Source organism: Thalassotalea euphylliae, from assembly GCF_003390375.1.
Lineage (GTDB): Bacteria > Pseudomonadota > Gammaproteobacteria > Enterobacterales > Alteromonadaceae > Thalassotalea_F > Thalassotalea_F euphylliae_A.
The window spans coordinates 1,465,650-1,490,333 of record NZ_QUOT01000001.1 but is presented as its reverse complement, the minus strand read 5'-3'; the positions used below and the strand labels follow the sequence as shown (position 1 = coordinate 1,490,333).

At 42.6% G+C, this 24,684-nt stretch carries 19 protein-coding genes; 6 read left to right on the top strand and 13 right to left on the bottom strand.

Annotated features, from left to right (window positions below; genetic code table 11):
* Window positions 1–7: 7 nt before the first annotated feature.
* Window positions 8–907 (bottom strand): helix-turn-helix transcriptional regulator, encoded by a 900-nt coding sequence (locus DXX94_RS06630; protein ID WP_116014688.1) that lies wholly within the window; start codon window positions 905–907, stop codon window positions 8–10.
* Between the two features lie 223 nt (window positions 908–1,130).
* Here DXX94_RS06630 and DXX94_RS06625 point away from each other — a divergent pair, with 223 nt between their 5' ends.
* The 3 genes from DXX94_RS06625 (at window position 1,131) to DXX94_RS06610 (ending at window position 3,926) form a co-directional block, all read left to right on the top strand.
* Window positions 1,131–2,114: an alpha/beta hydrolase gene (locus DXX94_RS06625; RefSeq protein WP_116014686.1), complete on the top strand. Its 984-nt coding sequence runs from the start codon at window positions 1,131–1,133 to the stop codon at window positions 2,112–2,114.
* Between the two features lie 399 nt (window positions 2,115–2,513).
* On the top strand, window positions 2,514–3,128 hold the full coding sequence (locus DXX94_RS06620; RefSeq protein WP_220348056.1) for a nuclear transport factor 2 family protein: 615 nt from the start codon (window positions 2,514–2,516) through the stop codon (window positions 3,126–3,128).
* A 558-nt stretch (window positions 3,129–3,686) separates the two neighbouring features.
* Window positions 3,687–3,926, top strand: coding sequence for a hypothetical protein (locus DXX94_RS06610; protein ID WP_116014685.1), 240 nt, complete (start codon window positions 3,687–3,689; stop codon window positions 3,924–3,926).
* Between the two features lie 131 nt (window positions 3,927–4,057).
* Here the strand turns inward: DXX94_RS06610 and DXX94_RS06605 are convergent, their stop codons facing one another.
* The gene (locus DXX94_RS06605; RefSeq protein ID WP_115999338.1) at window positions 4,058–4,783 is read right to left on the bottom strand and encodes a YebC/PmpR family DNA-binding transcriptional regulator; all 726 of its coding nucleotides are present in this window, start codon (window positions 4,781–4,783) and stop codon (window positions 4,058–4,060) included.
* 333 nt (window positions 4,784–5,116) lie between these two features.
* Here DXX94_RS06605 and DXX94_RS06600 point away from each other — a divergent pair, with 333 nt between their 5' ends.
* Window positions 5,117–6,157 carry an IS481 family transposase gene (locus tag DXX94_RS06600; RefSeq protein WP_116013192.1) on the top strand — a complete coding sequence of 347 codons (1,041 nt, stop codon included), beginning with the start codon at window positions 5,117–5,119 and terminating at the stop codon, window positions 6,155–6,157.
* A gap of 76 nt (window positions 6,158–6,233) precedes the next feature.
* On the opposite strand, the gene DXX94_RS19500 is transcribed toward DXX94_RS06600, so the two are convergent.
* The 8 genes from DXX94_RS19500 to DXX94_RS06565 all read right to left on the bottom strand — a co-directional run bounded on the left by DXX94_RS19500 (window position 6,234) and on the right by DXX94_RS06565 (window position 14,201).
* Window positions 6,234–6,359 (bottom strand): hypothetical protein, encoded by a 126-nt coding sequence (locus DXX94_RS19500; protein WP_258872113.1) that lies wholly within the window; start codon window positions 6,357–6,359, stop codon window positions 6,234–6,236.
* 75 nt (window positions 6,360–6,434) lie between these two features.
* Window positions 6,435–7,025: a hypothetical protein gene (locus DXX94_RS06595; RefSeq protein ID WP_116014683.1), complete on the bottom strand. Its 591-nt coding sequence runs from the start codon at window positions 7,023–7,025 to the stop codon at window positions 6,435–6,437.
* 292 nt (window positions 7,026–7,317) lie between these two features.
* On the bottom strand, window positions 7,318–8,190 hold the full coding sequence (locus DXX94_RS06590; protein ID WP_116002293.1) for a LysR family transcriptional regulator: 873 nt from the start codon (window positions 8,188–8,190) through the stop codon (window positions 7,318–7,320).
* Window positions 8,191–8,668: 478 nt separating this feature from the next.
* A complete protein-coding gene (locus DXX94_RS06585) occupies window positions 8,669–8,929 on the bottom strand; it encodes a hypothetical protein (RefSeq protein WP_115999340.1) in 261 nt (86 codons plus the stop codon).
* Between the two features lie 182 nt (window positions 8,930–9,111).
* Complete coding sequence (locus DXX94_RS06580) at window positions 9,112–11,247, bottom strand: putative bifunctional diguanylate cyclase/phosphodiesterase (RefSeq protein ID WP_116014681.1); 2,136 nt, start codon at window positions 11,245–11,247, stop codon at window positions 9,112–9,114.
* Between the two features lie 5 nt (window positions 11,248–11,252).
* Window positions 11,253–11,744 (bottom strand): Rab family GTPase, encoded by a 492-nt coding sequence (locus tag DXX94_RS06575; protein WP_116014680.1) that lies wholly within the window; start codon window positions 11,742–11,744, stop codon window positions 11,253–11,255.
* Window positions 11,745–11,751: 7 nt separating this feature from the next.
* A complete protein-coding gene (locus DXX94_RS06570) occupies window positions 11,752–13,515 on the bottom strand; it encodes an OmpA family protein (protein ID WP_116014678.1) in 1,764 nt (587 codons plus the stop codon).
* Window positions 13,516–13,541: 26 nt separating this feature from the next.
* A complete protein-coding gene (locus tag DXX94_RS06565; RefSeq protein ID WP_116014677.1) occupies window positions 13,542–14,201 on the bottom strand; it encodes a hypothetical protein in 660 nt (219 codons plus the stop codon).
* 617 nt (window positions 14,202–14,818) lie between these two features.
* Here DXX94_RS06565 and DXX94_RS06560 point away from each other — a divergent pair.
* Complete coding sequence (locus DXX94_RS06560; protein ID WP_116014675.1) at window positions 14,819–19,468, top strand: hypothetical protein; 4,650 nt, start codon at window positions 14,819–14,821, stop codon at window positions 19,466–19,468.
* 189 nt (window positions 19,469–19,657) lie between these two features.
* Here DXX94_RS06560 and DXX94_RS06555 read toward each other — a convergent pair whose 3' ends face one another.
* Window positions 19,658–21,040 carry an MATE family efflux transporter gene (locus DXX94_RS06555; RefSeq protein WP_258872112.1) on the bottom strand — a complete coding sequence of 461 codons (1,383 nt, stop codon included), beginning with the start codon at window positions 21,038–21,040 and terminating at the stop codon, window positions 19,658–19,660.
* A gap of 125 nt (window positions 21,041–21,165) precedes the next feature.
* Entirely contained in the window at window positions 21,166–22,155 is a 990-nt protein-coding gene (locus DXX94_RS06550) for a zinc-dependent alcohol dehydrogenase family protein (protein WP_116018347.1), read from the bottom strand.
* Window positions 22,156–22,339: 184 nt separating this feature from the next.
* Between DXX94_RS06550 and DXX94_RS06545 the strand changes: the two genes are divergently transcribed.
* Window positions 22,340–23,233, top strand: coding sequence for a LysR family transcriptional regulator (locus tag DXX94_RS06545; protein WP_116014672.1), 894 nt, complete (start codon window positions 22,340–22,342; stop codon window positions 23,231–23,233).
* Window positions 23,234–23,317: 84 nt separating this feature from the next.
* Here the strand turns inward: DXX94_RS06545 and DXX94_RS06540 are convergent, their stop codons facing one another.
* Window positions 23,318–24,310, bottom strand: coding sequence for a septation protein IspZ (locus DXX94_RS06540; RefSeq protein ID WP_116014670.1), 993 nt, complete (start codon window positions 24,308–24,310; stop codon window positions 23,318–23,320).
* Window positions 24,311–24,684: the final 374 nt, after the last annotated feature.

Below are 24,684 nucleotides of genomic sequence, written 5' to 3'. Positions count from 1 at the left end.
TCAAGCCCTAGTCGCTTTTAATAAACTGCCCTGGGGTCACTCCAAAATGGCTTTTAAACGTGCGGGTGAAATGCGCTTGATCATTAAACCCCAAAGCGCTGGCTATTTCAGCGATGCGGGCATTAGGTTGAGTGAGCATAGCTTTGGCCTTACTTAACCTTTCGTTCATCAAGTATTGATAGGGGGTTAATCCCGTAAACTTCTTAAATTCCCGAAGAAAATAGAATTTACTGCAATTAAGTAGTTCCGCTAGGTCGTCCACGGTAACGGCTTCACCAATATGTGTTTGAATATAACTGGCGACTTTGTCTACTTGTCGTTGCTCAAATTTAGAAATACGCTGCTGGCTATTCTGTAAATCAAAATAGTTAGAGTAGTGCTGAATATAATGTGTGCTCAGTAGGGCTAACAATTGGTTGAGATAAACCTTTCCGTTGCGTCCTTGAGCAGCAACCTCCAACAAAAACAATTCAATAATACCTTTGATAGTTTCGTCGATAACATTGTAATTATTCAGAAAGCTAAGCTTTTTTGAGTCAATATTAAGCGGGCAACTATTGAGAAAAGTGGATGCTTCAACTGCCAGAATAACAAAGTAGCAAGGCTCTGAAATATCGTGAGTAAAAGGCGTTTTGGGCGGGTTTATCCAGATATTGCCGGGCGTTGTTTTAAGCGTGATCTCATTGTGCTGTTCGCCGACTTGCCAATGTAATTCTTCTTCCAATGCTAGGGCAAAGTAGAAGTAAGGTGTGTATACATTCTGCGGATAAAAATGCGGAGAGCTGCCTTTTTCAAGAATAACTCCTTGCCAGCCAAGTGCCTCACTGGAAAGCTCGATATCTAGCACCTGCCCACAGTCAGACAGCTGCTCATTAGTCGCTTGAAAAAACTCTAGCTTGGATTTCATCTTTGTTTTACTCAATCATTGCTCTTATGAGTCAGAGCGCTTCTTAATATTGATCTTTCTAGCGCATTTATCACTTGTTTGTTGTTTCACGCTGAATAGTAATTAATTGTAAATAATCTAGCTGCAATAAATTACAAAACCCTAAGCACGAATATTCAATATCCCTTACACACTCGCCTATAAACTAGTGCTCAATTCCTAACCAGAGGAGTGAGATAAGGTTATGTTTAAGCAAATACTACTTGGTCTGACAGCAGCGTTATCAATACATGCGAGTGCTGCGGCAATTAAGTCATCATCTATCAGTGAGGAAAATATTATGCAACAAATTAAATTAGAGACAAGTGTTGGCAAGCTTGCTGCAAATCTATACTTGCCAAGTGGTCATCAAGAAAGCACTGAAAAGTTACCAGTGGTATTGGTTACTGGCGCTTGGACTACGGTCAAAGAACAAATGCCAGCTGTGTATGCCAGAGCTTTGGCAGAACAAGGGTATGCGGCATTGACCTTTGATTTTCGTGGTTGGGGTCAGTCAAGCGACAAGGTTAAGTACCTTGAAGATCCCCAGCGTAAAATTGAAGATATTCAGGCCGTTATTAGCGCGCTTGCAAGCAAACAGAGCAAGCTGACGCAACTAGATGTTGAGCGAATCGCAGGGTTAGGTATTTGTGCTTCGTCTGGCTACATGCTCGATGCCGCGCTAGCAAATTCAAATGTTAAAACCGTTGCCGTTGTAGCGCCTTGGCTGCATGACAAAGCGCTGGCAACAGCAATTTATGGCGGTGAAGAAAATGTTGCTAGCTTGTTAGCAGCGGCAAAGCAGGCTGCACAAAAAGAACAGCCAGTTACCATTGAGGCGGCTAGTTTAACCAATCAAAGTGCCTTGATGTATCAAGCGCCATATTACACCGAAACTGACCGCGGCTTGATTCCTGCTTATGACAATTTATTTAATGTTGCTTCATGGCAAGGCTGGCTTAATTATGATGCGCTTGCCACAGCAAATGCCCAAGATAAGCCCGTATTAATGGTTGCGTCAGAGGCGATGGCTCTACCTGCAGGTGCTAAGCAGTATTTAGAAAACGCTGGCGATAATGTGCAAGCGGTATGGTTTGACGGCATTAGCCAATTTGACTTCTATGACCAAGCGGATGCCGTTAACAAAGCAGTTGGTGCAATTGATAAGCACTTTAGCAAGTATTTGTAATTTTGAACTGATTAAAAAAATACTGGCCTGTGTAGGAGCTATACCAATTGAAATAAATACTTAATCATTCAGCGAGAATTAAAAGGCTCAGAGGCAAGGCATTGATTGCAGAGAATGGTGGTTCCCTTGTCAAAATCAATAACGCAGCATATGAGCCTTTTAAACTCGCCCTTTGGGAGCATGTCAGCGTCGCGATAACTGCGCCAAATTGATGAGATGTAGAATAACTATATCAACAAAAATTTGGTTTGTTCTCCCACTGCTGACAGCGCTCTGAATTGAACAATTAATTAATTCAATTGGTATTACCTTAAACGAAGCATAGGCCAAGCAAAACTTAACTCATGAAAGAGATCTGCGATGAATAAGTTATTGGCAATTCTAATACTATGGAGCGTAATGATGACAGCTCATTCAAACCAAGCAACACAAAGCCCTGAGCGTAAAGGCTCGGAAAATATTAGCCAAAATAGAACGCAACAGCTAACCCAAGATGAGGCAAAAATTAGAAGCACTATTTACAGCTTTTCGGCACTGGCTGATCAAAGTGCTTTTGAGTATTTAGGCGCACTATTCGCTCCAGAAGTGACTTTGGATTACACCGAGCTTTTTGGCGGCGAAGTGCAAATTGTGACTAATCAGGCATTAATGCAGCAGTGGGCGGGCTTTTTGCCTGGCTTCGACACCACTTTTCATGAGCTAAGCAATATGCGTGTTTCGCAGCTTGAAATCGCTGCTCATCAAAAGAGTGCACAGCAAAATAGTGAGCATCAAAAGAATGCACAGGTGAATGTCGATTTTACCGCCAGCCATTGGCTGGGGAAGTCATACTACTGGTCAATATCCGGTGAGTATCAGTTCACACTGGCTAACTATGATGGCCATTGGGTCATTCAGTCGGCAAAACTTTTTGCGAAAAGTGAATCAGGTAGCAGGGAAGTGTTGGAAAAGGTGGCACCATTTGCAGCGGAGAAACTTGCAGCTAAGCGTCAGCGATTGATAACTATTCAATAAATTAACCACTGAGCCTATAAATGAACTAACCCAAAGACCGCATCAGTTTTAAATTCCAATTGCCACTAGTCATTGATGTCTAGTGGCTCATTATCTGGTAAAGCTTGCTAGCTAATTGTTTTTTTAATAATTGCTTTTTTATTAAGGTGCTAGCTTTGTTATGATACAGATTAAAATGAGTGATATAACATACGCAAGGACGATGCTATGAGCCTATACAGTAATGAATATTTAGATAATCAAATCGAAAAAGAGAGTAAGTACCTTTGGAGTGCTGAAAGTATCTTTTTGGTGATTGTTTTGGTTGCATGCTTAATCAGAGAAGAGCTCACTTTTACTTTTGTATTATTACTTGTTGCGTTCAATTTTTTACACAGACGCTTGGCAATGTGTAACCGCCGCTTAGAGCTTTTAGAAGAGCGCCTAGCTCAGGCTCAATCAAACTAATCCAACCAAATACCATAAATTACATTACTATTTTCTGTTGGCTTGAGTAGCCAAGCAATTGAATGTAGGATGAAAATTTGTACGTTACCAGGAATTAATAGGAGGTTATTTTTGGAGACTACGCGCGAAAAACGTACCATAAAGCAGTGGCTTTTTGGTGACTACTCATGGGGCTTAAAACTATCTTGGTCAATAGCGACTATTATGACAATAGTTGTATTGAGTGTGAGTGAAGTTGGTATCTCACAGACATTAATGAATGGTGATCTTAACTTCGCTCTCTTACTTTATGCGTTAGGTTATTTATCTGATATTCGCTATCGTTTATTTGAAGATGTGCGAAATGATTAGTGAACTCTACCCAATTAGCTAATCGGCTAACTGGTTGTCATTTATAGCGAATTAAGTAAATAAAATGCCAAATTCTTTGAAAAGAGGCTGGCATTTTTTATCTCAGTTTTACTATGACAATTAAGTGCTAATTATCTTTTAACATCAGCATTGTGGTAGACGTGTTGTACATCTTCACAATCTTCTAGCATAGCAATAAATTTGTCGAAGTTAGCGATATCTTCTTCGCTAGTAACGTCGGTGTATGTTTGCGGAACCCAAGTGATTTCCTCTACTTCTAAATCGAATTCTGGCATGCTGTTGGCAAACTCAGTTTTTATTTTGAAGAATTCTGTGTGCGGCGCATAAACGGTAATAATGCCGTCTTCTAGCTCAACGTCAGTAACGTCAATATCAGCCATCATAAGGTTTTCTAGTACAGTTTCGTCGTCTTCACCTTTAAAGGCAAATACTGCTTGGTGATCAAACATATGAGACACTGTGCCAGTTGAGCCAATTTTTGAATTGGTTTTAGTAAAGCATTGACGAACGTCTTTGATGGTGCGGTTACCGTTGTCAGTTAAACAATCGATAATAACCATGCAGTTGCCAGGGCCAAAGCCTTCATAACGGGCTTCTGAATAGTCTTCACCGCCAGTACCTTTTGCTTTATCAATTGCTTTGTCGATAACGTGCGTTGGTACCTGATCTTTCTTTGCTTTATCAATTAAGCTACGTAGTGCTAAGTTGCCGTCAGGGTCAACACCACCACTTTTGGCAACAGCGTAAATTGCTTTACCATATTTTGAATAAACTTTAGTTTTTTGACCGGCGGTTTTCGCCATAGACTCTTTTCGGTTTTGAAACGCTCTACCCATCTTATGTTTGCTTCTTATTTACAATGATCCAATGGCTAGATTTTAACAGCGAGTGCAGGGTTTTTGCTAGGGGCAGATGGCAATCTATCAATGATTTAAGTTAACGGGAATGCTTCAGCAAGCCATATAGTGATATTTGGCCAGCGATAATATAAAACGGGAAGAAATTAAGTGGCTACCAAATTCGAGTAACCACGGTTTATTGGATAAACTGCATAGGCTTACCTGAATTAGTTCAGACAAGATCTGACACATCTTCTTGAAAAGTAGAGAGTTACCCGTTTTGATAAAGGTGCTGAATCTTTAATCAAAACAAACAAAGAGGTAACTCTCATGCTTCATACTAACAATCCAATCATTAAACACAAAGCAGGTTTGCTCAACCTAGCTGAAGAACTTGGTAATGTATCCAGAGCTTGCAAAGTGATGGGCGTATCACGAGATACATTTTATCGTTATCAAGAGCTGGCTGAAGATGGCGGCATTGATGCGCTTATTGATAAGTCCCGCCGAAAACCAAATATAAAAAATCGTGTTGATGAAAAAACCGAAAAAGCAGTAATGGATTATGCCATTGAATACCCCGCGCACGGCCAAGTCAGAACCAGCAATGAACTTCGTAAGCAAGGCGTATTTGTATCTGCCAGTGGCGTGCGTTCAATCTGGTTGCGCCATGACTTAGAAAACTTCAAAAAACGGCTGAAAGCGCTTGAAGAGAAAGTCGCTAACGACGGCATCATTCTCACCGATGCTCAAGTTGCTGCACTTGAGAAGAAAAAGAACGATGATGAAGCTTGTGGCGAGATAGAAACGGCTCATCCGGGCTACCTAGGCTCACAGGACACGTTTTATGTGGGTAATCTAAAAGGTGTTGGCCGTATCTACCAGCAGACGTTCGTTGATACTTACAGCAAGGTTGCATTTGCCAAGCTCTACACAACGAAAACGCCAATCACTGCTGCTGACATACTCAACGACAAGGTTTTGCCTTACTTCGAGCAGCACGAGCTACCAATGTTACGCATTCTCACAGACCGAGGCACTGAGTATTGTGGCAAGGTTGAACATCATGATTACCAGCTTTATCTAGCAATAAATGATATCGATCATACAAAAACGAAAGCGATGTCACCGCAGACAAATGGTATCTGTGAACGTTTCCACAAAACAATATTGCAGGAGTTTTATCAGGTTACGTTCCGTAAGAGGCTCTATGGCTCGTTAGAGGAATTACAAAAGGATCTGGACGAATGGATGGTTTATTACAATAATGATCGAACTCATCAGGGCAAAATGTGCTGTGGCAGAACGCCACTTGAAACATTACTTGATGGAAAATCGATTTGGGCTGAGAAGAATTTAGCTCAAATCTAAACTGACAGTCACCGATTGAAAAACGGGTAACTGTCAGATCAAGTCTGAACTAGTACAGCTTACCTTAGTGTTGGCGTTATTGTAAAACTAGCTGTCGCTGTCGGTGATGATCCATTTGAGTAGTGCTGATAGTAAAACCACAACATACATCGATTAGCGGCATTTTAGGGGCGGTTGTTTTACCCACCAGTAATTTATTCATTATGAACCTCCATTACTTCATATTTGTTACTACGGTTTGTTATCGTAAGTTTTAATGGCTTAACAAGTGCCGTTATCACTCGCTCAGGCTCGCTGTTGTTTGAGTTTTGTAGTGCTTCACTTGATAGATGGCATTATTGCGTGCCGTACTTTGGTGGTTAGTGGTAAAAGCCATTTGTTTAAAGGTCAATAAATTACCTTTAACTATGGTGTTATTATCAACCAGCAAGGCACTCGTAAAATCTTCATAAGCGCCTAAGCTGTCATCAGCTAAATAGCGAACAATACCGCGATTGCTGTAGGCTAAAGACTTTAAATACTGCTTTTGGTGAGTAGGGCCATTAACTTTGTCAATTTGCCTAATGGCATTGCTACAAGCGCTATCAGCTAGTGATAACTTGTTAAGCTTAATGTTCGCAACGCACATGCCCATTTCTTGATTGTAGCTAGAGGCAAGGTCTTTGGGCGCTGAGCTCAGCTTAGATAACCCTAGTTGATACTTGCCTTCGACAATCTCGTTAGAGCCGATAGCATTCTTGACGACTGCCAATTTGAGTCCGTTAAGTTTTGCTTCTGTTGCGACACTTTTCGCTGCTACCGCGACCGCGCTGGCAGTTGTGCCAAGCAGCAAGGCAAACATGGACATTTTACCCATTCGTGATTTCATGGTGCTCTCCTTATCTAAAGTTTGGTTTAGAGTTGTAAATTCGTCACCACGCGGTGACGTTCTAACTTTAGAAAGAAGAGCCGTAGTCTGACAAACGATAAAAACGCACCTGTTAAGTGAATTAATTTCGCCTGTCGATGTTTTACATCAAATATTTTTTTTTGAGCGGCTAAAATACGATGTGTGCTCAGTTATATCGAGTATATGGGAAACGTTAGAATTAACGCTTGAGCATTAATGAACATATGCCACCTGACTAAAACCATGGTCTACAATGACGACCTGTTAGCAGCTAGTCAGCAAAATTATCTTTCACCCAGTTGGCAAAAGTTGTTAGCTCATCGGCACTTTCGATATGTTCATGCTGGATAAGAAAATACTTATCATTGGTCACTAATTCGCGATCAAATAGTTTTACTAACAACTGCTCACTAAACCATGCTTTACTGATCGGCATTGGCACTAGCGCTATCCCCATGCCTTGTTGGGCAGCACGAGCAACGCCGAACATGCTATCAAATTGGATAATTTGTTTCGGATCAAAGTTCGGAACATCATTTTTATCAGCCCATTGGTGCCATGACCACGGGCGCGCTTGGTGCAAAATCAATGGAACTGAGCTTAACGCATCTTCGCCATGTGCAGCCCACTTTCGGTATAGCTTTTTGTTGCAAGCTGGCACATATCGGATAGGAAATAATTCGTGTACCACACTGCCATTAGGTTTGCCGTTGGCTAATACAATCGACAAATCCGCTGTCGCTGGGGTTTGGCTTGCAGACTTCACTGTCTCCAACTGTAAATTAATGTCTGGATTAAGCTCCGCCCACTCACTTAACTTTGGGACAAATAGCTCGCTAGCGAAAAATTCTGGCAGGCTGATCGTTATCGTCTTGTTTTGCTGGCTATTAGTAAAGTCAGCAATGGTTTGCTCTAAATTGGTGATTATTGGATAAACTGAGTTATAAAATTGCTTACCTGCACTGGTCAGTTCGATTGAGCGCGTTTGGCGCTTAAATAGTTGAGTACCGAGTTGATCTTCAAGTTGCTTAATTTGGTGACTAACCGCAGAAGGGGTTAAAAAAAGCTGAGATGCTGCATGCTTAAAGCTTAAACATTTGGCGGCGATGCAGAAAGATCTGAGACCTCGAATTGGAGTTTGAATGCTCATGATGAAAAATAAAGCTACATAGAGTCCTTGCTAGAAAATCATCTTTAGCTAAGCAATACCTAGACCATGAGGTTTTTCTTATTAAAAACAGATGATTGCAGTAGGTGTGCTATTTTTTGGCGAGTCTTCCTGCGCTATCGCGATGCAGGCGAACCAAATTGGTGCGAATTGGGCAAAAAAAAGGGCACTAAAAAAGTGCCCTGACAAATAAAGTAAGTGTCTAATGGTTTAGAAATCGGGGGAGATTTCGAAAACGCTGTTAGAATAAATGCACTAAAGCAGGATGACAATTGAGAAGAAATCACTCGACGGGTTAAATTATTTCACTTATAACTTTTAAAAATAAATATCTTGAATGTTTGAATTACAACTGCTTGTTAAGCAACACATTTACTTGCTAGTTATTTAGTAATTATTCGCTAACTATTCGCCAGTTCAGAGCTGATAACCCGTTTAAAACTTTTTTGTCGACTTAGTTATAAGGTCGCAATGATAGCCCTGGAGAGGTATTAATTTCGCCTTGTTCGTCTACCGTTGCAACACTATTACCGCAGAGTAATACCGCTAGGGTGCCATGCTCTGAGCCGCGGGTAAAGGCGAAGTGATAACCATATTGAATTAAGCTATTCACTGAAAACTTTTGCGACATGGTCATATTACTCAGCAACTCACCTTCAGTTGCTCGGCTATGTCTGCGCTCTTCGGTGCTCAACTTTTTTGACCTAGATTCCATTCGGCCACCTCTTAATGAATTTAGTCTTTTTAGTATAGTATTTAACCAGTTTGAGGTCGATAGTAGTCTAAAAAGTGGTAAATGACTTCGGATTAGTTAGAGACGTTCTGAAAGGGGCTAATACATCAAACCATAGGGTGTTGCGATACAGCAGTTAATTCTTAATTGTTAACCTTTTTATATCAAGTGGTTAAAGGACTTGCTAGCTGCTGACAAAGTTTGTCAAAAGGAAGTGGTTGGCAAAATAAAAAGCCTTGAATAAAGTCGCAATGATGAGCAAGCAAAAATTGTAACTGGCTTTCTTGCTCTACGCCCTCTGCTACCACGGCTAGGTTGAGCTCGTGCGCCATTGAAATAACAGCAGACACGATCGCTTTGTCGCTATTATCTGTCGCTAAATCGATAACAAAAGAGCGATCAACTTTTAGGGTATTGATCGGCAAACGTTTAAGGTAGCTAAGAGAGCTGTAACCCGTACCGAAATCGTCGACCGAGAGTTTTACGCCGATTTTTCTCAGTTGCGTTAATTGCGCTAACACACTGTCGAAATTATAAATTAACAGGCCTTCTGTTACTTCAAGCTCTATGTTTTCAGGCGCAATGTTAAATGCGGCAATAGTTTCTTCAATAAAGGTGGCTAAGTTACGGTCACTAAACTGGCGTGGCGATAAATTAACCGCTAGCGTCATTTGATGACCTTGATGGTGCAATTCACTCAGTGCTTGACACGCCTGCTCGAAAATCCACTTGCCCAAATGAATTATTAAGCCGCTTTCTTCTGCTAGCGGAATAAAGCTGGCAGGGCTCACCAAACCTAATTCAGGATGATGCCAGCGAATCAGCACTTCTGCCTTAGTGATGGTTTTCGTTGGCATGGCATAAATTGGCTGAAAGTAGAGCTCAAATTGGTTGTGCTCTAACGCTAAATCAATTTCCTTTTTGAGCGTTAACATGCGCTGCATATCAAGCTCCATTTCAGCATTGTAAAAGCTATAGGCTAACCCTTTGGTCTGCTTAGTGTGGTTCGTGGCGATATTGGCACATTTGATCAGCCGTTCAACCGATTGACCATCACGTGGATACGCGGCTGCGCCAATTTTTAAGGTTAAGCTGACTTGGTTAATTTTTTCGTGAATATGATTGGGTAAATGCAGGGTTGAGCGAATTAAGCGAGACAATATTTGCTCGCAATCATCATCACTCTCTATACCATAAAGCAGAATGCCAAATTCATCGCCGCCAATACGGGCAACGATATCGCTGTTTTTAATTGATGAGCGTAACTGCTCTGCAATAAACAACAGCACTTCGTCACCAATACGATGTCCTAATTCATCGTTAACGACTCGAAAGTGTTCGATATCAATAAACAGTACATAACACGAATAGTTGCGAGCAATCGCTGTATCTAAGGCGTTCCAGAAAAATTGGCGGTTAGGCAGCTCGGTCAGATGGTCAATTAGCGTAAGCTTCTCGTTTTGCTCTTGCAGGTGTTTAAGTTGGGTAATGTCACTGATAATAAATATCCATTGGCAAGCGGATGAGTTGCCATCACTGACAGGAATCGCCGATACCATTAGCCATTTCATGGTAAAAGGGGGCCTCATCCAGCATAGTTCGCCTTGCCAAGCTTGCTGTTTTAGCTGGCTAAATTGGAACTCAGGGTATTGCTTTTCAATGAGTGCGAGCAAGGTGCTTATCGCCGTTTCACCTTGCGTTAAGCTACTGGGATTAAATAACTGTCTTGTTGCCGGGTTGTCCAATATGCACTGCATATCGTTGTCACAAATCAGGATCGCGGTATTGATCATTTGCACGACTTTAGACACTGATTGAATGAGTTGCGGGGCACTTTCAGGCTCTGCCACTAGCGCAGCTAGCCGCTCTTGCGCGTATTGGTGGTTTGCAACAATATTCTCGTTGGCAAGCACAAGTTCGCGCGCTAATTGCAGGGTTTTCTGTTTTTCATCAAATTCTGAGGCTAAGTTTTTAATGATTAAGTATTGGCCAGCATCACAGTTGATTGCTTGGGCTTCGTAGTGCTTGGCTTGGCCATCGGCTTGAGGCTCAGTCCATATGCCGGAATTTAATTGAGCTTCCTGTTGTTGGTGCCAAAAGGATTTAGCGTCGCGAATAAAGTCGTCAAGAAAAAGCGAGTTGCCAAGCATATGCAGTGATGTTGAACTTGCAGGCAAATTCGGCAGTAGTGTGGCAATCCAAGGCAGATCGTTGAATACCTTTGCAAACTGTCCACTGCCCAAGTATTTAAAAACAGCACAATTGAGTACTGTCAGGGCTTGTTTTAGGTCATGTTCCATCGGCTTTACCTCACTACTTCTTGTTCGGCAATTGAGCGAAACAGTTGTTCTACATTTTCACCTGTTTTGGCACTCGTGTTGATGACTTGGGCAAAGCCTGCGTTCTCTAGTTGGGCGTGTAAATCTTGTGATAGTTGGCCGTTTAAATCGGATTTATTGATGGCGAGATAAGCAGGCGCGTCAGAGTAGTCTTTCGCCATTGATAATAAGGTAAGGGCATCAACTGCCGACTTAGGCCTGCTTTGGTCGAGCACCACAATATAAGCGTTGGCCCCATTTAAATAGCGAGTATTAAAACCACAGAACCGGTCAGTGCCTTCAATGTCCCAAATCAGTAACTGCACTTCACCTTGCTTGGTCACCACTTGATGTTTGTCAATTTTTACACCAATGGTCGTTAGGTATTTATCGGCAAAAATGCCATCTACAAAGTGCCGAACTAAACTGGTTTTTCCGACCGCAGAGGCGCCAATTAAGCAGACTTTTTGACAATACATGAATACTTCACTCCTCAATGCTTGCCAAGGTGATGCTTGAAACTAGCACCTTTCTGCTGGCACTGGATATTTGGGTTAGTGGTAACTCGCCAATGCCAACGGCAAATAAAAGATTGCTAGGAACATTTCGCAAAATCAGGGCGGCTTTAACATTGTTTGCGCGCTGCTGGCTAAGCTCAAGATTAAGCGCTTTACTGCCAGTGCTGTCGCTGTAACCAGTAAGGATAATGCCCAGTTTAACGCCAAGTGAGTTACTCAATGTGTTTATGCTTGTGAGTTGTTTTGCTAGTTCGGATAACACTAGCTGCATTTCAGCGGTTAACTCTGCCGACTTGGTAGCAAAATCGATAGGTGAAAGCGCTAAATTAGCGAGCATATTATCAAGCATTAATCGCTGCTTTTCCTCGTTTGATAAGGCGTTGCCAGTAACCAACACGTCATTTGTATCTATATTCGATAATCCTGGAAGTAGCCTTAACCTCTCCATCAAATTGGCAAAGGTAAACCTATCAACAGTGCCGTTGAGTTTTAGGTTTTGATTTTCCGTAACGTAGGTTAGTTGGGTATCAGCTAATAGATGAGCAACCTTTTGATTGATTAGCTCTGGTGCTAATGAAATAAAAGGGGTTTCAATTAACATCAATTGCGCCGGATCGTACTGCTTGCTAAGTAGCTTTTCACTGAGCGGATTTTGGCTGGCTAGGTGGCTGTTTAACCAATCTGAAAGCTCAACCGCGGTAGGATCTCGCAAGTAATTGATATATAGCTTATCTTCGTGCCACTCAAGCTGTTGAATTACAACACCCGGAGGTACAGGTAGTGCTTCGATAGCTGTAACAAGGGTAGATTGTTGCCAAGTATTAAATGCTTTATTACCGAAAACTAGGGTGGTTGTGATGAGCAAGATAACCACTAGCCAATGGGCTTTGCTGGAGGCTTGTTTAGGCTGTAATTCAGCAATAAGGCAAGATTCAAGCTCAGGTTTTACCTGCTCAAGCGTAGATGTATCACCTTTAAAACTAGCGAGTTCATTGGTAAAAGTACCGTGAATAGCCTCTAATGTTTGTTGGAGCAAATAGGTTAGTTCTTTTGGTACGGTACCAGAGACTGCTCCTGCTAATATTGCGTGTGGCGTACAGGTGATAATGAGTGTGATATTTTCAGCGGCGATAGACTCCAGTACCACATCTTGCTGACTATTGAATGAATCTGCCATAAAGTCATTGATGGCACTGAGCATAGCTGACATCAATACCGGATCATTACACTGGCTATTTTCGACTTGAGCATCACATAACAAAGTTCCGCTTGGTCGGTGAATTAGCATAACGCTTTCCACGCGATAAACGAGTGATTGCTTTAGTACATAATCACTAAACTCAACACCTTGTCGCCATGCCTCAATTCGCCATCGTAACCCTTTGATGGTTAAGCTATGTTCAATCAAGTAATTGAGTTTGGCCAGAAAACTATTAAAAAATACCGCGACAGATTTTCGAACCAGCCCCCCTAAAACGGGGTAGAGAGAATCAATAATGCTCGCCTTGTTACTTTCGATGCTCTTGCTGATCGCCTTTTCCATCAAAGGGGCAATGGTGGTTACTAAACTCGCATCAATCTTTTGCCTATCATCTAAGGCTTCTGTGATAACTTCGGTAACAATTGCGCGCGCTTCTTTGCGAACTGCCGCAGTAATGTGTTCGTTGTGCTCACCAAAGAGTAGGCTCTGCACGCTATGAATATCGTTTTCGCTTGTTCGCTTATCTTCCATGGCGAGAAAGTCCTGCTCGATTTTCGTTAACGGTCTTTCCCTTTAGCGCTCGCTGTAGGGTTAGTTTTAGGGTTAGTTTTAGGCTTATTTTTAGGCATAGCTTCGTTCGGGTTTTCGTTTGTCATTGGTGCGCTATCTAAGGCATTGAGCTGTGAAGCTGCCGCGTTGAGTATGTTGGCAAGTACAGAGCGATCAGCTTTGTCATGGGCAAGTTGGCTTGTTATGGACATTAACTTGTCATTAAACTGCTCTGCTAATTGGGCAATTTCTTGAGATAACTGCTCATTGAGCTGATGAGTGGCATTGGCCGCATTTTGTTTGATTTGCTCGCTTGTTTGCTGAGTTTGTTGCTCAAAGTTAGACAATCGATCTGCGGTAGTATCGACAAAAGCTTGAATGTGATCTTGGCGCTCATTATGCGCATGGTCACTATCAAGTAACTGATTATTAAGTAATTGAACCTGCTTCTCTATTTCTTCGCGCAGAGATTTAAGCTCTTGATTCACGTACAAGGTCAACTGTTCTATTTGGTTTGAAAGTGATTGTTCTATATTTGAAAAATGTGCTTCAAATTCACGTTTATCTTCACCAAATAAAATGTCTCGAAGTTGGCCTAGCTGGCCCAATTGATTAGCGATTTCAGGTGATTTTTGTTGGCCGTTCACATCATGGGTTTGCTTTGCCATCGTTACCTCCGTTTACTTAAGCGCAATCCTTGAAATTATTTATCTAAAAACTGAACTGATTAACTCACTTTTACCATCAACTTTTCTGATGAAGTCTTAATTGAGTGGTAATTAACTAAAAGATATATCAGTGTTTTCTAAGTGTAGACCTAAATTGCAGATTCGGGGGCGTTGGTCTTTAATTAAGGTAAATTTATCCATAATTTAAGTAAGGTTTCTGTAGTTAAATGGTGACACTAGGTAATTTTAACAGGGAAGCGCTTTTTAACTGGTGAAAAATCAAGGAGTAAGGTTAAACACCTGCGGTAATTACCGGTGTCACATTGAGCCTAGGCCATACAGCACCTACACTAAAGCTGAGCAAACAAGTTTGCTGCAAGGTACCCAGTTTCTAAAACAGCAGTATTGGACGGAGTCGTTTCGTTGTTTGAAGTTGTTGGGGAGCGTCTGCCGGATATTACAGGCATTAGTTACGACTATCAATTAGTGTCACAAGGCAGCCCATTCAGAGTTTTTCTATCCATAAATAATCCGGCATGAGTGCTGGGTAACGCCAATTTTTATTGTCAAATTTTCAATCGTTAGTTTTCTATCTTCAATGATGAAAAGGACGTGTTATGGATATGTTAAGTGTCAACGGTCAATTAATCCCTTTAAGCTCAACCGATAGTGACTTGGTCTCAGGTTACCAAGGACATTTTGTCAAAGTCTCTTATAGCCGCGAAATTGCTGGACAAGCAGTGTTTAGCAAAGATAGGGTTGACGTAAGTGCCAATGGTGAGTTTCGGTTTTTTGTCCCACCGGCAAACCTCGTGGTTGATGAAGCCGTCACCCTTGAAGTTTACGCCCCTAACGGCGAGCTGCTCGCCAAGCTCTATGTGAGCCATGGCAGCTTAAATGCCGCTAATATCAATATGACTTCCGCCGACAACAGCCAGCCATTTGAAATTAAAGTGAACCCTAAACTCGTTTCGGTGGGCGATATTAGCCCTGTTACCGAACAAGTTATCAAAGTCAAAGGGAGGGTGGTTGATGTTTCGGGCGCTGGCAAAAATGTTGGTTTGCAAGTGCTGATTTTTACCTCGCAAGGCAGTGAAACCGAGTTTAGTTTGGAGTCTTTCACCGCTATCGCCGCCGCGAAAACCGATAAAAGCGGCTATTTTTATTGCTCTGTTGCCAATCAAGTAGCAAGTAGTGCCTACGGGGTGATTGCTGGTATGGAACAAGAGCCGATAGTTATCCCACTTGATGATAATCGCATCCCTGCCAATGTTATTTTAGTTACCGATCTTTCCACTTTAGACGATGAAAAAGGCTGCGGCTGTGATACGGAAGTAGAAAGTCAGCCGGATAATGCCGATCTTGTTAATTCCAGCGCATTTTCACAAGATGTGGGTGGCAAGTGTATCGACTTTACAGTGCCTAATCGTACACTGGAAGAATTTAGTTTTTACCAAACGGTGCGAACCACAGAGCCAGAAATTCGCGGTTTGACCATTACCGCTAGTGAAACCGATAAGGTCAGAAAGCAGTTAGAACTTCATTCAGATCTTGCCTTTGGTGTCGTTGCAAAGCTTAAATCTTCGTTTAGTTCAATGTCATTACTTAACTTTGCCGTGCAAGAAGATAGCGGTGCGGCTAAACCTGCTCAGCCAATTAATGATAACGGTGGAGTAAAGATTGAAGGCGACAGCAAGGGCAACGGCGCTAAAGTAGAAATTGCCAACCAAATGGCCCAGCGGGTATCGAAAATTCCAGCCTACACGCGCCGCAATTATGTACTTAATTTGGATATCGGCCAACGCGCTCCGCTGGTGTTAAACAGTTTAGATATTACCGCGCCAGATATGCGCTTTGACTATCAAGATATTATTCAGCTGATCATTGCCCAGAACAAACGTAAGCAAAAACTCAAAGAGCTGGAAATGAAATTAGCGGCCGCTTATTGCGGTAAAAACGGCGTGCAGGAAGAGCAATCCTTCTGTGAAAAGTTAGCTGCCCACAACGCGATTGAAAGTGACAAAATAAATGCCCTACTGGCAGAGCTTGTGAAAAATGTACAGCAAGTCAGGCTGGATGGCGACACCATGAGGCACCTGCATAAAGTGTTGGTGGATATTGAAGCGCTTGCCAATGGCAATCAAGTGGATAGCAAGCAAATCAAACAAGTTGCCGCCCAGTTAGACAAAGTAATTGTACTGGTTGAAAAGCAAGCCACAGATTCAGACAGTAAAGAAATTTTGTTAGCAAACTTGCGCCGAATGGCGGTTGAATTAGCAAATAACCTCAGTAATCAAAACCTGCCGTTTGAACCTTGCCCGATAAAGCCAGTACGGGAAACCATGGGCATTATTTGCCTAATGCAAAAGTATCAAGAAATTCGAAACTTATTGGCAAATACTCGCATTTTATCGCTGCCAGAAATTCTTGAGATTAAAGAATATTACCAAGTGTTTGTCGACAGTATCGCAGGCTTTGTCCGCTTACTTGATGAGTACTACTATTTCTATAATTCTGGCGTTAGCTTTGGCATGGAGCTAATTGATCGCTACTTTTATGAAAATTACGAAGAGATTAAATCCACGCTGACGCATTTGATGCGTGAAATACAAACCAGCCAGCGCTATGTATTGGCGTTAGAGCGCGCCTATATTCGCAATCACCCAGGGCGTCAGGAATTGACCGTAGAAACCAGCATTGACTGGGATGAAACCCCCACCATTTATGAAAACACCACCATCGCCCATGGACATATTCTGCACTTTAAACAGCAATGGAAAGCAGATGGCTATTCATTAGGGGATTTACTTTATAGCTTGCCACTGGCGCCATGTCAGGAAAAACGCATTTCTATTTTAGATTGGGACAGAACAGAGCAAGCGCGACGCGATGAATCGACTGTTGCCACCGAAAGCTTAACCGCCAATATTGAGCGCGACCGTGATATTACTGAAATTATGAGCGCTAACCTCAATGAAAATATGCAGGCTTCATCGTCTAACCGCACTAAGTCTAGCTCTGGTGGCATTGGCGGTGGTATTGGCGGCTTTTTTAAAGGCATTGTTTTTGGTGTTGCTGGTGGCGTTGCCCATTCTGGCGCAAATTCCAGTTCAAGTGCCTCGCAGTCATCATCGCGAAATTTAGCCTCTAGCGCGCTAAATCGCTTGCAAGATAGCACCTCACAATCGGCGTCAAGCTTGAGAAGTCAGCGTAATACTGTCGTCCAAACAGTTGGCCAGCAAGAAGATGTGCGGGCGCAAACTGAGGTTGTGAAAAACAATAATCATTGCCATGCCATGACCGTAGAGTATTTCGAAGTACTAAAACACTATGCGGTTGAGCAGAACTTGGTGGATGTACAGGAATGTCTATTCGTGCCTATGCCCATGAGCCATTTTGACCATCAAAAAGTGCTACGCTGGCGACACACCTTGCAGCGCTTTATGTATGGTAGAAAACTGTTAAAAGGTTTTGATGCCATCGAGCGCATTGAAACTAACTATGTGAATGCCGACTTGCCAGCAGGCAGCCATGCCGACGAAGTCATTCAAGCGTTTTCCGGCTATATGACCATGTCGTTTGAGCTAGCACGGCCGTTTACCCCTGCCATCGATACCGCGCAAAAAATGGAAGAGTACGATCTAACCATCGACTTTCCTTGGTTTAATAAGAAAATGACCATCAGTTTGGAGCGCCCAGTTCCACTGACCGATCAAGAAAAAGATGCGATTTTTGAAGAGCAATACGTGCCAGATATTGTCCGTCAGTTTGTTGATACCCTGTCGGTTTATGCGGTGAGCGAGGTGGGCACTCTGCAATTACTCAATGTAGATTTAACCTTACTGTCGACGTATCGCAAAGGCGTACCATTGCGCATCGGCTTTGCCAGCGCTGGTACCGGCACTGTAACTCGTCGGCAAATTCAGCATTTGGTGGTGGCCGCCAGTACGTCAGTTAAATCAACATCTAAAATCATTCTGCGCACTATGCATTTAGGGTATCAAACCAAATATATGCGGGATTACATCACCCGTAGTAACCGCATTAATAATGATATTTTGTGTAACCAAGGGCCGCTTGGGCCATTTGTGCCGCCTTATATTGCTGAACTGCTTAATATGGGGCCAACCTCAGATGCCGCGCAGCTTTATACGCCACTTAATAATCGCGAATTATCTAATCCGCGCAAAGAAGATCAAGACGCCGCCAGTGCCTTAGTGCAATTTTTAAATGAACATATGGAACTAGCGCATAAAGTGATTTGGAGTAATATCGATGCCAGTCGCCTGTTTGGCTTACTTGATGGTTACCTCGCGCCAAATAGCAGTGGTCGTAGTGTCGCAAGCGTGGTGGAAAATAAAGTGATGGGCATTGTCGGCAACAACTTAGTGCTGAAAGTTATCCCCGGTGAACGACTCGATCCAGTATTTCGCGGTGTGCAAGATTTACTGGCTTATTATCAACCCACCACACCTATCGACCCATACCGCATTAGTGTGCCAACCAAAGGCGTTTATGCCGAATCAGTGATGGGGCAATGCAATAGCTGTGAAACTATCGATGAAAGCCGTCATTGGCGCTTTGACGAAGTGCCATGCTGTGGTGATGCACCTGAAATTGGTGCGCTTGATACCGGTAGCCGCCGCGCTGAGCCGGGTAACTTGCAAGCGAAAGACTTGCCGGAAAATCTGATCAATATTCAAACGGCTGCCGCGGCACCTGCGCCCTCCAGTTTAGCTGATGCCTATAAACTGCTCGGCCAAGGGGATGTGTTTAGCGATATTACTGGCCTTGAAGGCACCCAGAAAAATGCGCTAGGCGCACTCAATACAACTGCAAAACAGGCAACCGATATGGCTTCTATTTCGAAAGACTTTGCCAGCTTGTCAGTGATGGCGAATCAAAAACGCGATGGAGCAAAACAAATAGATCAGATCAAAAAGCTGCATAAAGAAGGCTATTTAAACGATGCCGATGCGACTGAGCAGATTAAAGAAGTGCTTAAATCCTTTAATGCGGCAGCGAAAAATGTGACGCAAAGTAAAGATGAGGGCAAGGAGTCAGCTGCCGATAAAATAGCTAAGAAAGTGGTGGAAACAGGCTTAAATAAGGGCAACAAAGACGTTGAATACAAGAAAACTAAAGCTGATGGTGAAAGCGAGTCAATTAAAGTCACCAAATGCGAGAAGAAAGAGGGCAGTGAAAATAGTACCGACGGTGATGGCAATAGCGGTGATAGTAATGGTGATGGAGGTAACAGCAACTAATTCTCGTTAAAAGCGACGGCTATTGTTAAGCCAGTTTATTTTGAAGGCTCAAATACGTCACTTATTGCTATCTTTAGCTAGCACAGTTTAGCTAGCTCATTTGTGCTTGTAGTAAGTGACGTAGTATTAAGTGTTGTAGACCTTATATTATAAACAGTATTGTTAGCAATATTCTTAAAAGTATGGCTATCAGCTTTGCGTGTTTGCTTGTGCTATTGGTTTAGCTGATTGCTCCGCTGGCAAAGTTAGTTCTAGATTAGTGTTAAATTTATTCAGGTACTTGCTCAATACTTGCCACGCCATAAGGCCGCAGATAAGGTTACCTAAGCAAGCGCCGATAAAGACGCCAGTTAACCCATAAAGCTCAACGCCCAGCCACACTAATGGCAGGTAGCAAATAAACAAACGAACAATGGAAATAACTAAGCCAGTTCGCGGCAGTCCAATGGCATTGCACACTGAAATGCTGATCATGCAAACACCGAGCGAACCGTAGCTAATTGGCACCATCATTAGGTATTGTTCAACAACAGCTTGTACCCCTTGCTCATGGGTGAGTAGTTGCACAAATAGATCTGCGCTTAGCCAAATCACCACCGCAAATACACATTGCAAAGATACAACAAAGAGCAGTGCGTTTTTTACCAGTGATTGGATATCGCGATAGTTCTTTTCACCTTTTAATCGACCAACCATTTGCGGCAATGCCATGGTTAGCGCTAAAACCAGAATAATCAGAATATATTCTAAGCGATTCGCTAACCCCCAAGCGCCGATAGCTGAATTACCATAGCCAGCAATAATCATAGTGACAAATATTGCTGATAGCGGCGGTAAAAATTGGCTTAGCATGGCAGGCAGTGTTGTTTGCGTGATGGCTTTTACACCTTTTCGAACTACTTGAGTATTTACCGGCAACATTAAGAAATAGCTGGCAATTATACTTCTGAAAATTACGATAAGGCCGATGCCAAACGCGATACAAGTTGCCCAAGCTGCGCCTGCTAAATTCAAATCAAAATAGAAGATAAGTACAGGGTCGAGTATTAAGTTGATAATGCTACTTAGCACCATCACCTTTCCGGGAATCAGTGCTTGGCCAAAAGAGCGGCAAATGCAGTAGCCTAAATGCAATAACGCGCCAAGCCAGCAGCTGAATAACCAAGGTAACCAGTAGCTGCGTAGTAATGGATAAAGTGAATTATCAGCACCAAGTATGCTGGCAATTGTTTCTTGATAGTACCAAAGTAGGGTACATACGATGGTGACCAATACACTGCCTAGCCCCAAAACAATAGCTCCTAACTGGCGCGCATAGTTTGTTTTACCTGCGCCTAATGCCGCAGACGCACAAGCGGTTGTTGCAACACCTATCCCTACCTGTATGCCAATAATGAGTTGATAAACAGGCAATGAATAACCAACCACCGCTAACGGCTGCTCACCTAGTTGACCAATAAATGCATTATCAATTAATTGATTACCCATAATCGCAAGCAAGCCCACTAGCATAGGCAATGTTTGTTGCAGCAAGGCGTTAAATTGAGGAGAGGGTTGTGATATGCGAAACAAAATCATGGGCACCTTAGTACATAAAAGGTGTAATACCGATTCAAATATTGAGTTAAAAAAAGGGAGAAAGAGAGCCACTAATCGGCTCTCTTTGTGCTTTGGTTTATTTACGTTTGACTAGGACGCTAGACAGAAACAACCACTTTACCAATTGCTTGACCACTGGCTAAGCGATCGTGGGCTTTACCGACTTGTTCAAGGGTAAATTCTTCTTTATCTACAATTGGTGTTAGCTTGCCTGCATCAGCAATTTCAGCCAATTTCGCTAAAATCTCACCGTGCTCTTCGCGTTTGTGGTTGTGTAGCATCGGAATTAACATAAAGACTACATGCAGTGATAAGCCTTTAAAATGGGCTAAGGTAAGGTCTAACTCAACCATAGAAACGGTAGTGGCAACATTGGCATTTAATGCCGCTGCTTCAAACGAGTTAATCAGATTGCCTGCACCGACTGAATCGAACACGGGATCAAAGCCAGCGCCGTTGGTGTATTTGCTAACATAGTCTGCAACGCTTTCAGTTTTATAGTTGATCGCGGTTGCGCCTAGCTCTTCAATCAGTGCTTGTTGCGATTGTTCACCACCCGTTGCATAGACATCGCCACCGAAATAGTTAGCAAGCTGTACGGCAATATGACCAACACCACCTGCGCCGCCATGCACTAATACTTTTTGACCTTGGCTAACACCAGCGCGAACTAAGCCTTCATAAGCGGTAATACCAACTAGTGGAATTGCCGCAGCTTCGCGCATTGAAAGTGATTTTGGTTTGTGAGCGATAAGCTTAGCGTCAGCTAGCATAAACTCAGCTAATGCACCTTGTAAGTCGGCTAGACCGCCAGCACAACCATACACTTCATCACCGACAGCAAAGCCTATAACTCCTTCACCCACAGAGTCGATAACACCAGCAAAATCCATCCCTAATACACCGGGTAGTGTCGGCGACAATGGCGCTAAATCTTCACCCATTTGGCGAATCATAGTATCAACGGTATTAACGCTGGTTGCTTTAACCTTTACTACAACGTGGCCGGCGGTTGCCTCAGGTTTAGCGAGCTCTGTCGCTGTAAATACATCACTACCGCCAAATTCGTTAATTATCATTGCCTTCATTTGCGTTGTCATCTTGTATTGCCTCTAGTCAGTGCTTCTGTTGTGAACATTGTCAGCCGTGAAATGGCTGTTTCGATTAAGTGAGGAAAGTATATTTACAGAATTAAAGCTTGATAATAGACTCTGCTATGCAATCTGTTTTAAGATTTATTTAATAATTGGTGTTGATAGCGAGTGATTCATTATGAACAACGACCACCTTAGACTCTTTGTCCGTGTCGCTGCATTACACAATATTAGTAAAGCCGGTAGCGAACTAAACCTGTCGCCTCCTGTGGCCAGTATGCATATTAACAAGTTGGAAGAGTCACTTGGGGTGAAGTTAATTCACCGAACGACCCGCAAAGTCTCGTTAACTGAGGAAGGGCGCGAGTTTTTACCCCATGCGGAAGAAGTGCTTAACGCGGTTGATAGTGCTAAGGCATCGGTTGGTGCTGGCAGCTTTACTCCGCAAGGCACGATTCGTGTTACCGCGCCATCATCGTTTGGGCGAATGCATATCGTGCCGGCGTTAAAAGAGTTTGTAACAGCGCATCCTGAGCTGAAAGTGGATCTTAGGCAAAGTGATAGCATAGTTGATATGGTGGAAGGGGGCTTTGATATTGCCATTCGCAATGCCGCTTTAAATGATTCAACCTTAGTTGCCAGAAAGCTCGCCGCTGACAGGCGCATCATTTGTGCATCACCTGACTATATTGAAAAGTATGGCGAACCTAGCACGCCTGCCGACTTGCTCAATCACGAGTGTATTAACCTAATTGGTATTGACCACTGGGATTTTCAAACCCCCAATGGCATTGAAAAAATTAAAGTTAAGGGAGCTATTCGCATTGATAATGGTGAGTCGATTCGCGATGCTTGTATTGATGGTGCAGGATTAACCATAACCTCAATTTGGTGTGCCTATAAAGCGCTAGCTAAAGGTGAGCTAGTGCAAGTGCTAAAAGACTACCCATTAACAACCGATACCGCGATTTGGGCGGTTTATCCAAGCTCACGTTTACTGGCACCAAAAGTACGTGCCTTTATCGATTACTTTATTGAGTACTATGGTGAGGTGCCATACTGGGAGAAATAGCTGGGAAACATAGCTGAAAGGTCAAATAACTGAATAGTTAAGGAGCTTAGCTCTCTTTAATGAGCTTAGCTCCTTTTGCTGAGCTTAATTTACCGTTCGATTTGTCATACCTGCCCGCCAAACTAAGGTAAAAAACAATACAAAATACAAAGGCATTTCTAGAAAAGTGTCGTAGTTAAGCCAAAAATCTTCACTCATGTAGTTGGCGACTAGGTAGTTTACCCCCGCCATTATGACACCTATCACCGCCAGACCAATGACAAAAAATTGATGCGCAATAGGAGCGTTAAGGTAGCGCTCAAAGCGTGCGCCAAAGTAGCTACCTTTTCTGAATAAGCCATCAATTAACAGTACTGAAGCACTTATTAGCCCCATAAATGTACCTTTGAGTTGCACTAGATATTCACTTTGAAACACCAGCGAAAAAATACCTGAGATCATCAGCATAACAGTGCCAAAAACGGCAAAACCACCGAGCAGATCTACTTTTACAAAACGTTGGAGTACTACCAGTGCTAGCCCTAAGGTTACCCCTGTCAAGGCGGCAATCGTTAAATCCCCCGTGATTTTAGCAACGACAAAAAACGCCAAACCAAGGCCGATATCGGCAAATATTGAATGTTTGTTTTGTTGCCATTTTTGGCGTTGCACTTCCATTTTTGCTTGCGTTTGTGGTGAAACATGAGCGCTATTAAGTTTGCCGACCATCTTTACCCCGTAGTGGATGTCTTTGCCGGGATGGCTGGCGTAGATCAGTTTGTTTCCGTCTTCATTATCAATGCTATTGTTAACTTCAATACCAACCTTCCAAAGGCTGATATAACCCACAGATACTGTGAACGCTGTTTTTAAACTGCTGTTAATTAATTCACTGCTTCCATCAACACCTTGAATAGTGGGCGGCTCAACTTTGTGTTTGATCACTGGCAAGCCTTCAACAAAAGTGCCAGTAACTTGGTCAATTATGGTGTTATTGCAAAATAGTTGAGAGGTGTAAGTGGTGAAAGTGAAGCTAAATTTGACTTCATAATTATTGTTTTCGTATTGAAAAGCGCGCTTGTACGTCCATAAACGCATTGGGTGATCTCCTTGATACTATTTCTGGTATTACTACTGCTGTCTTGCTGACTGCAATCATGCGTTTCAAGCATGCGTTTTGTTTAGCTAGAGCTTGCTTAGCAAAACTGTGTTTAGCCGCAGTGTTTGTTTAGGTATAGGCATTAAACCATAACACTAGTGACAAAGTGAGAACAATCAGTAGCAGTAGTCGGCTTATCTCTGTCGCTCTAACTAGCTCTAGGCATCTCAAAACAGCGCTGTGAAGCAAGGCCTCATTCCATAGCGTATATCTTTATTATTAACAATAAAGAAATACTGTATTATTTTATTGGTTGTTTATTCATTTATCTTAATGTAATAAATTTCCCGCCATCAATTTTTCACTTATTTTT

Coding starts and splice junctions, on each gene's coding strand:
- DXX94_RS06580 (WP_116014681.1), bottom strand. CDS start 11,247: ATGGAACATGACCTAAAACAAGCCCTGACAGTACTCAATTGTGCTGTT.
- DXX94_RS19500 (WP_258872113.1), bottom strand. CDS start 6,359: ATGAATAAATTACTGGTGGGTAAAACAACCGCCCCTAAAATGCCGCTA.
- DXX94_RS06600 (WP_116013192.1), top strand. CDS start 5,117: ATGCTTCATACTAACAATCCAATCATTAAACACAAAGCAGGTTTGCTC.
- DXX94_RS06625 (WP_116014686.1), top strand. CDS start 1,131: ATGTTTAAGCAAATACTACTTGGTCTGACAGCAGCGTTATCAATACAT.
- DXX94_RS06550 (WP_116018347.1), bottom strand. CDS start 22,155: ATGAAGGCAATGATAATTAACGAATTTGGCGGTAGTGATGTATTTACA.
- DXX94_RS06620 (WP_220348056.1), top strand. CDS start 2,514: ATGATGACAGCTCATTCAAACCAAGCAACACAAAGCCCTGAGCGTAAA.
- DXX94_RS06595 (WP_116014683.1), bottom strand. CDS start 7,025: ATGAAATCACGAATGGGTAAAATGTCCATGTTTGCCTTGCTGCTTGGC.
- DXX94_RS06565 (WP_116014677.1), bottom strand. CDS start 14,201: ATGGCAAAGCAAACCCATGATGTGAACGGCCAACAAAAATCACCTGAA.
- DXX94_RS06570 (WP_116014678.1), bottom strand. CDS start 13,515: ATGGAAGATAAGCGAACAAGCGAAAACGATATTCATAGCGTGCAGAGC.
- DXX94_RS06605 (WP_115999338.1), bottom strand. CDS start 4,783: ATGGGTAGAGCGTTTCAAAACCGAAAAGAGTCTATGGCGAAAACCGCC.
- DXX94_RS06585 (WP_115999340.1), bottom strand. CDS start 8,929: ATGGAATCTAGGTCAAAAAAGTTGAGCACCGAAGAGCGCAGACATAGC.
- DXX94_RS06630 (WP_116014688.1), bottom strand. CDS start 907: ATGAAATCCAAGCTAGAGTTTTTTCAAGCGACTAATGAGCAGCTGTCT.
- DXX94_RS06540 (WP_116014670.1), bottom strand. CDS start 24,310: ATGCGTTTATGGACGTACAAGCGCGCTTTTCAATACGAAAACAATAAT.
- DXX94_RS06560 (WP_116014675.1), top strand. CDS start 14,819: ATGGATATGTTAAGTGTCAACGGTCAATTAATCCCTTTAAGCTCAACC.
- DXX94_RS06575 (WP_116014680.1), bottom strand. CDS start 11,744: ATGTATTGTCAAAAAGTCTGCTTAATTGGCGCCTCTGCGGTCGGAAAA.
- DXX94_RS06545 (WP_116014672.1), top strand. CDS start 22,340: ATGAACAACGACCACCTTAGACTCTTTGTCCGTGTCGCTGCATTACAC.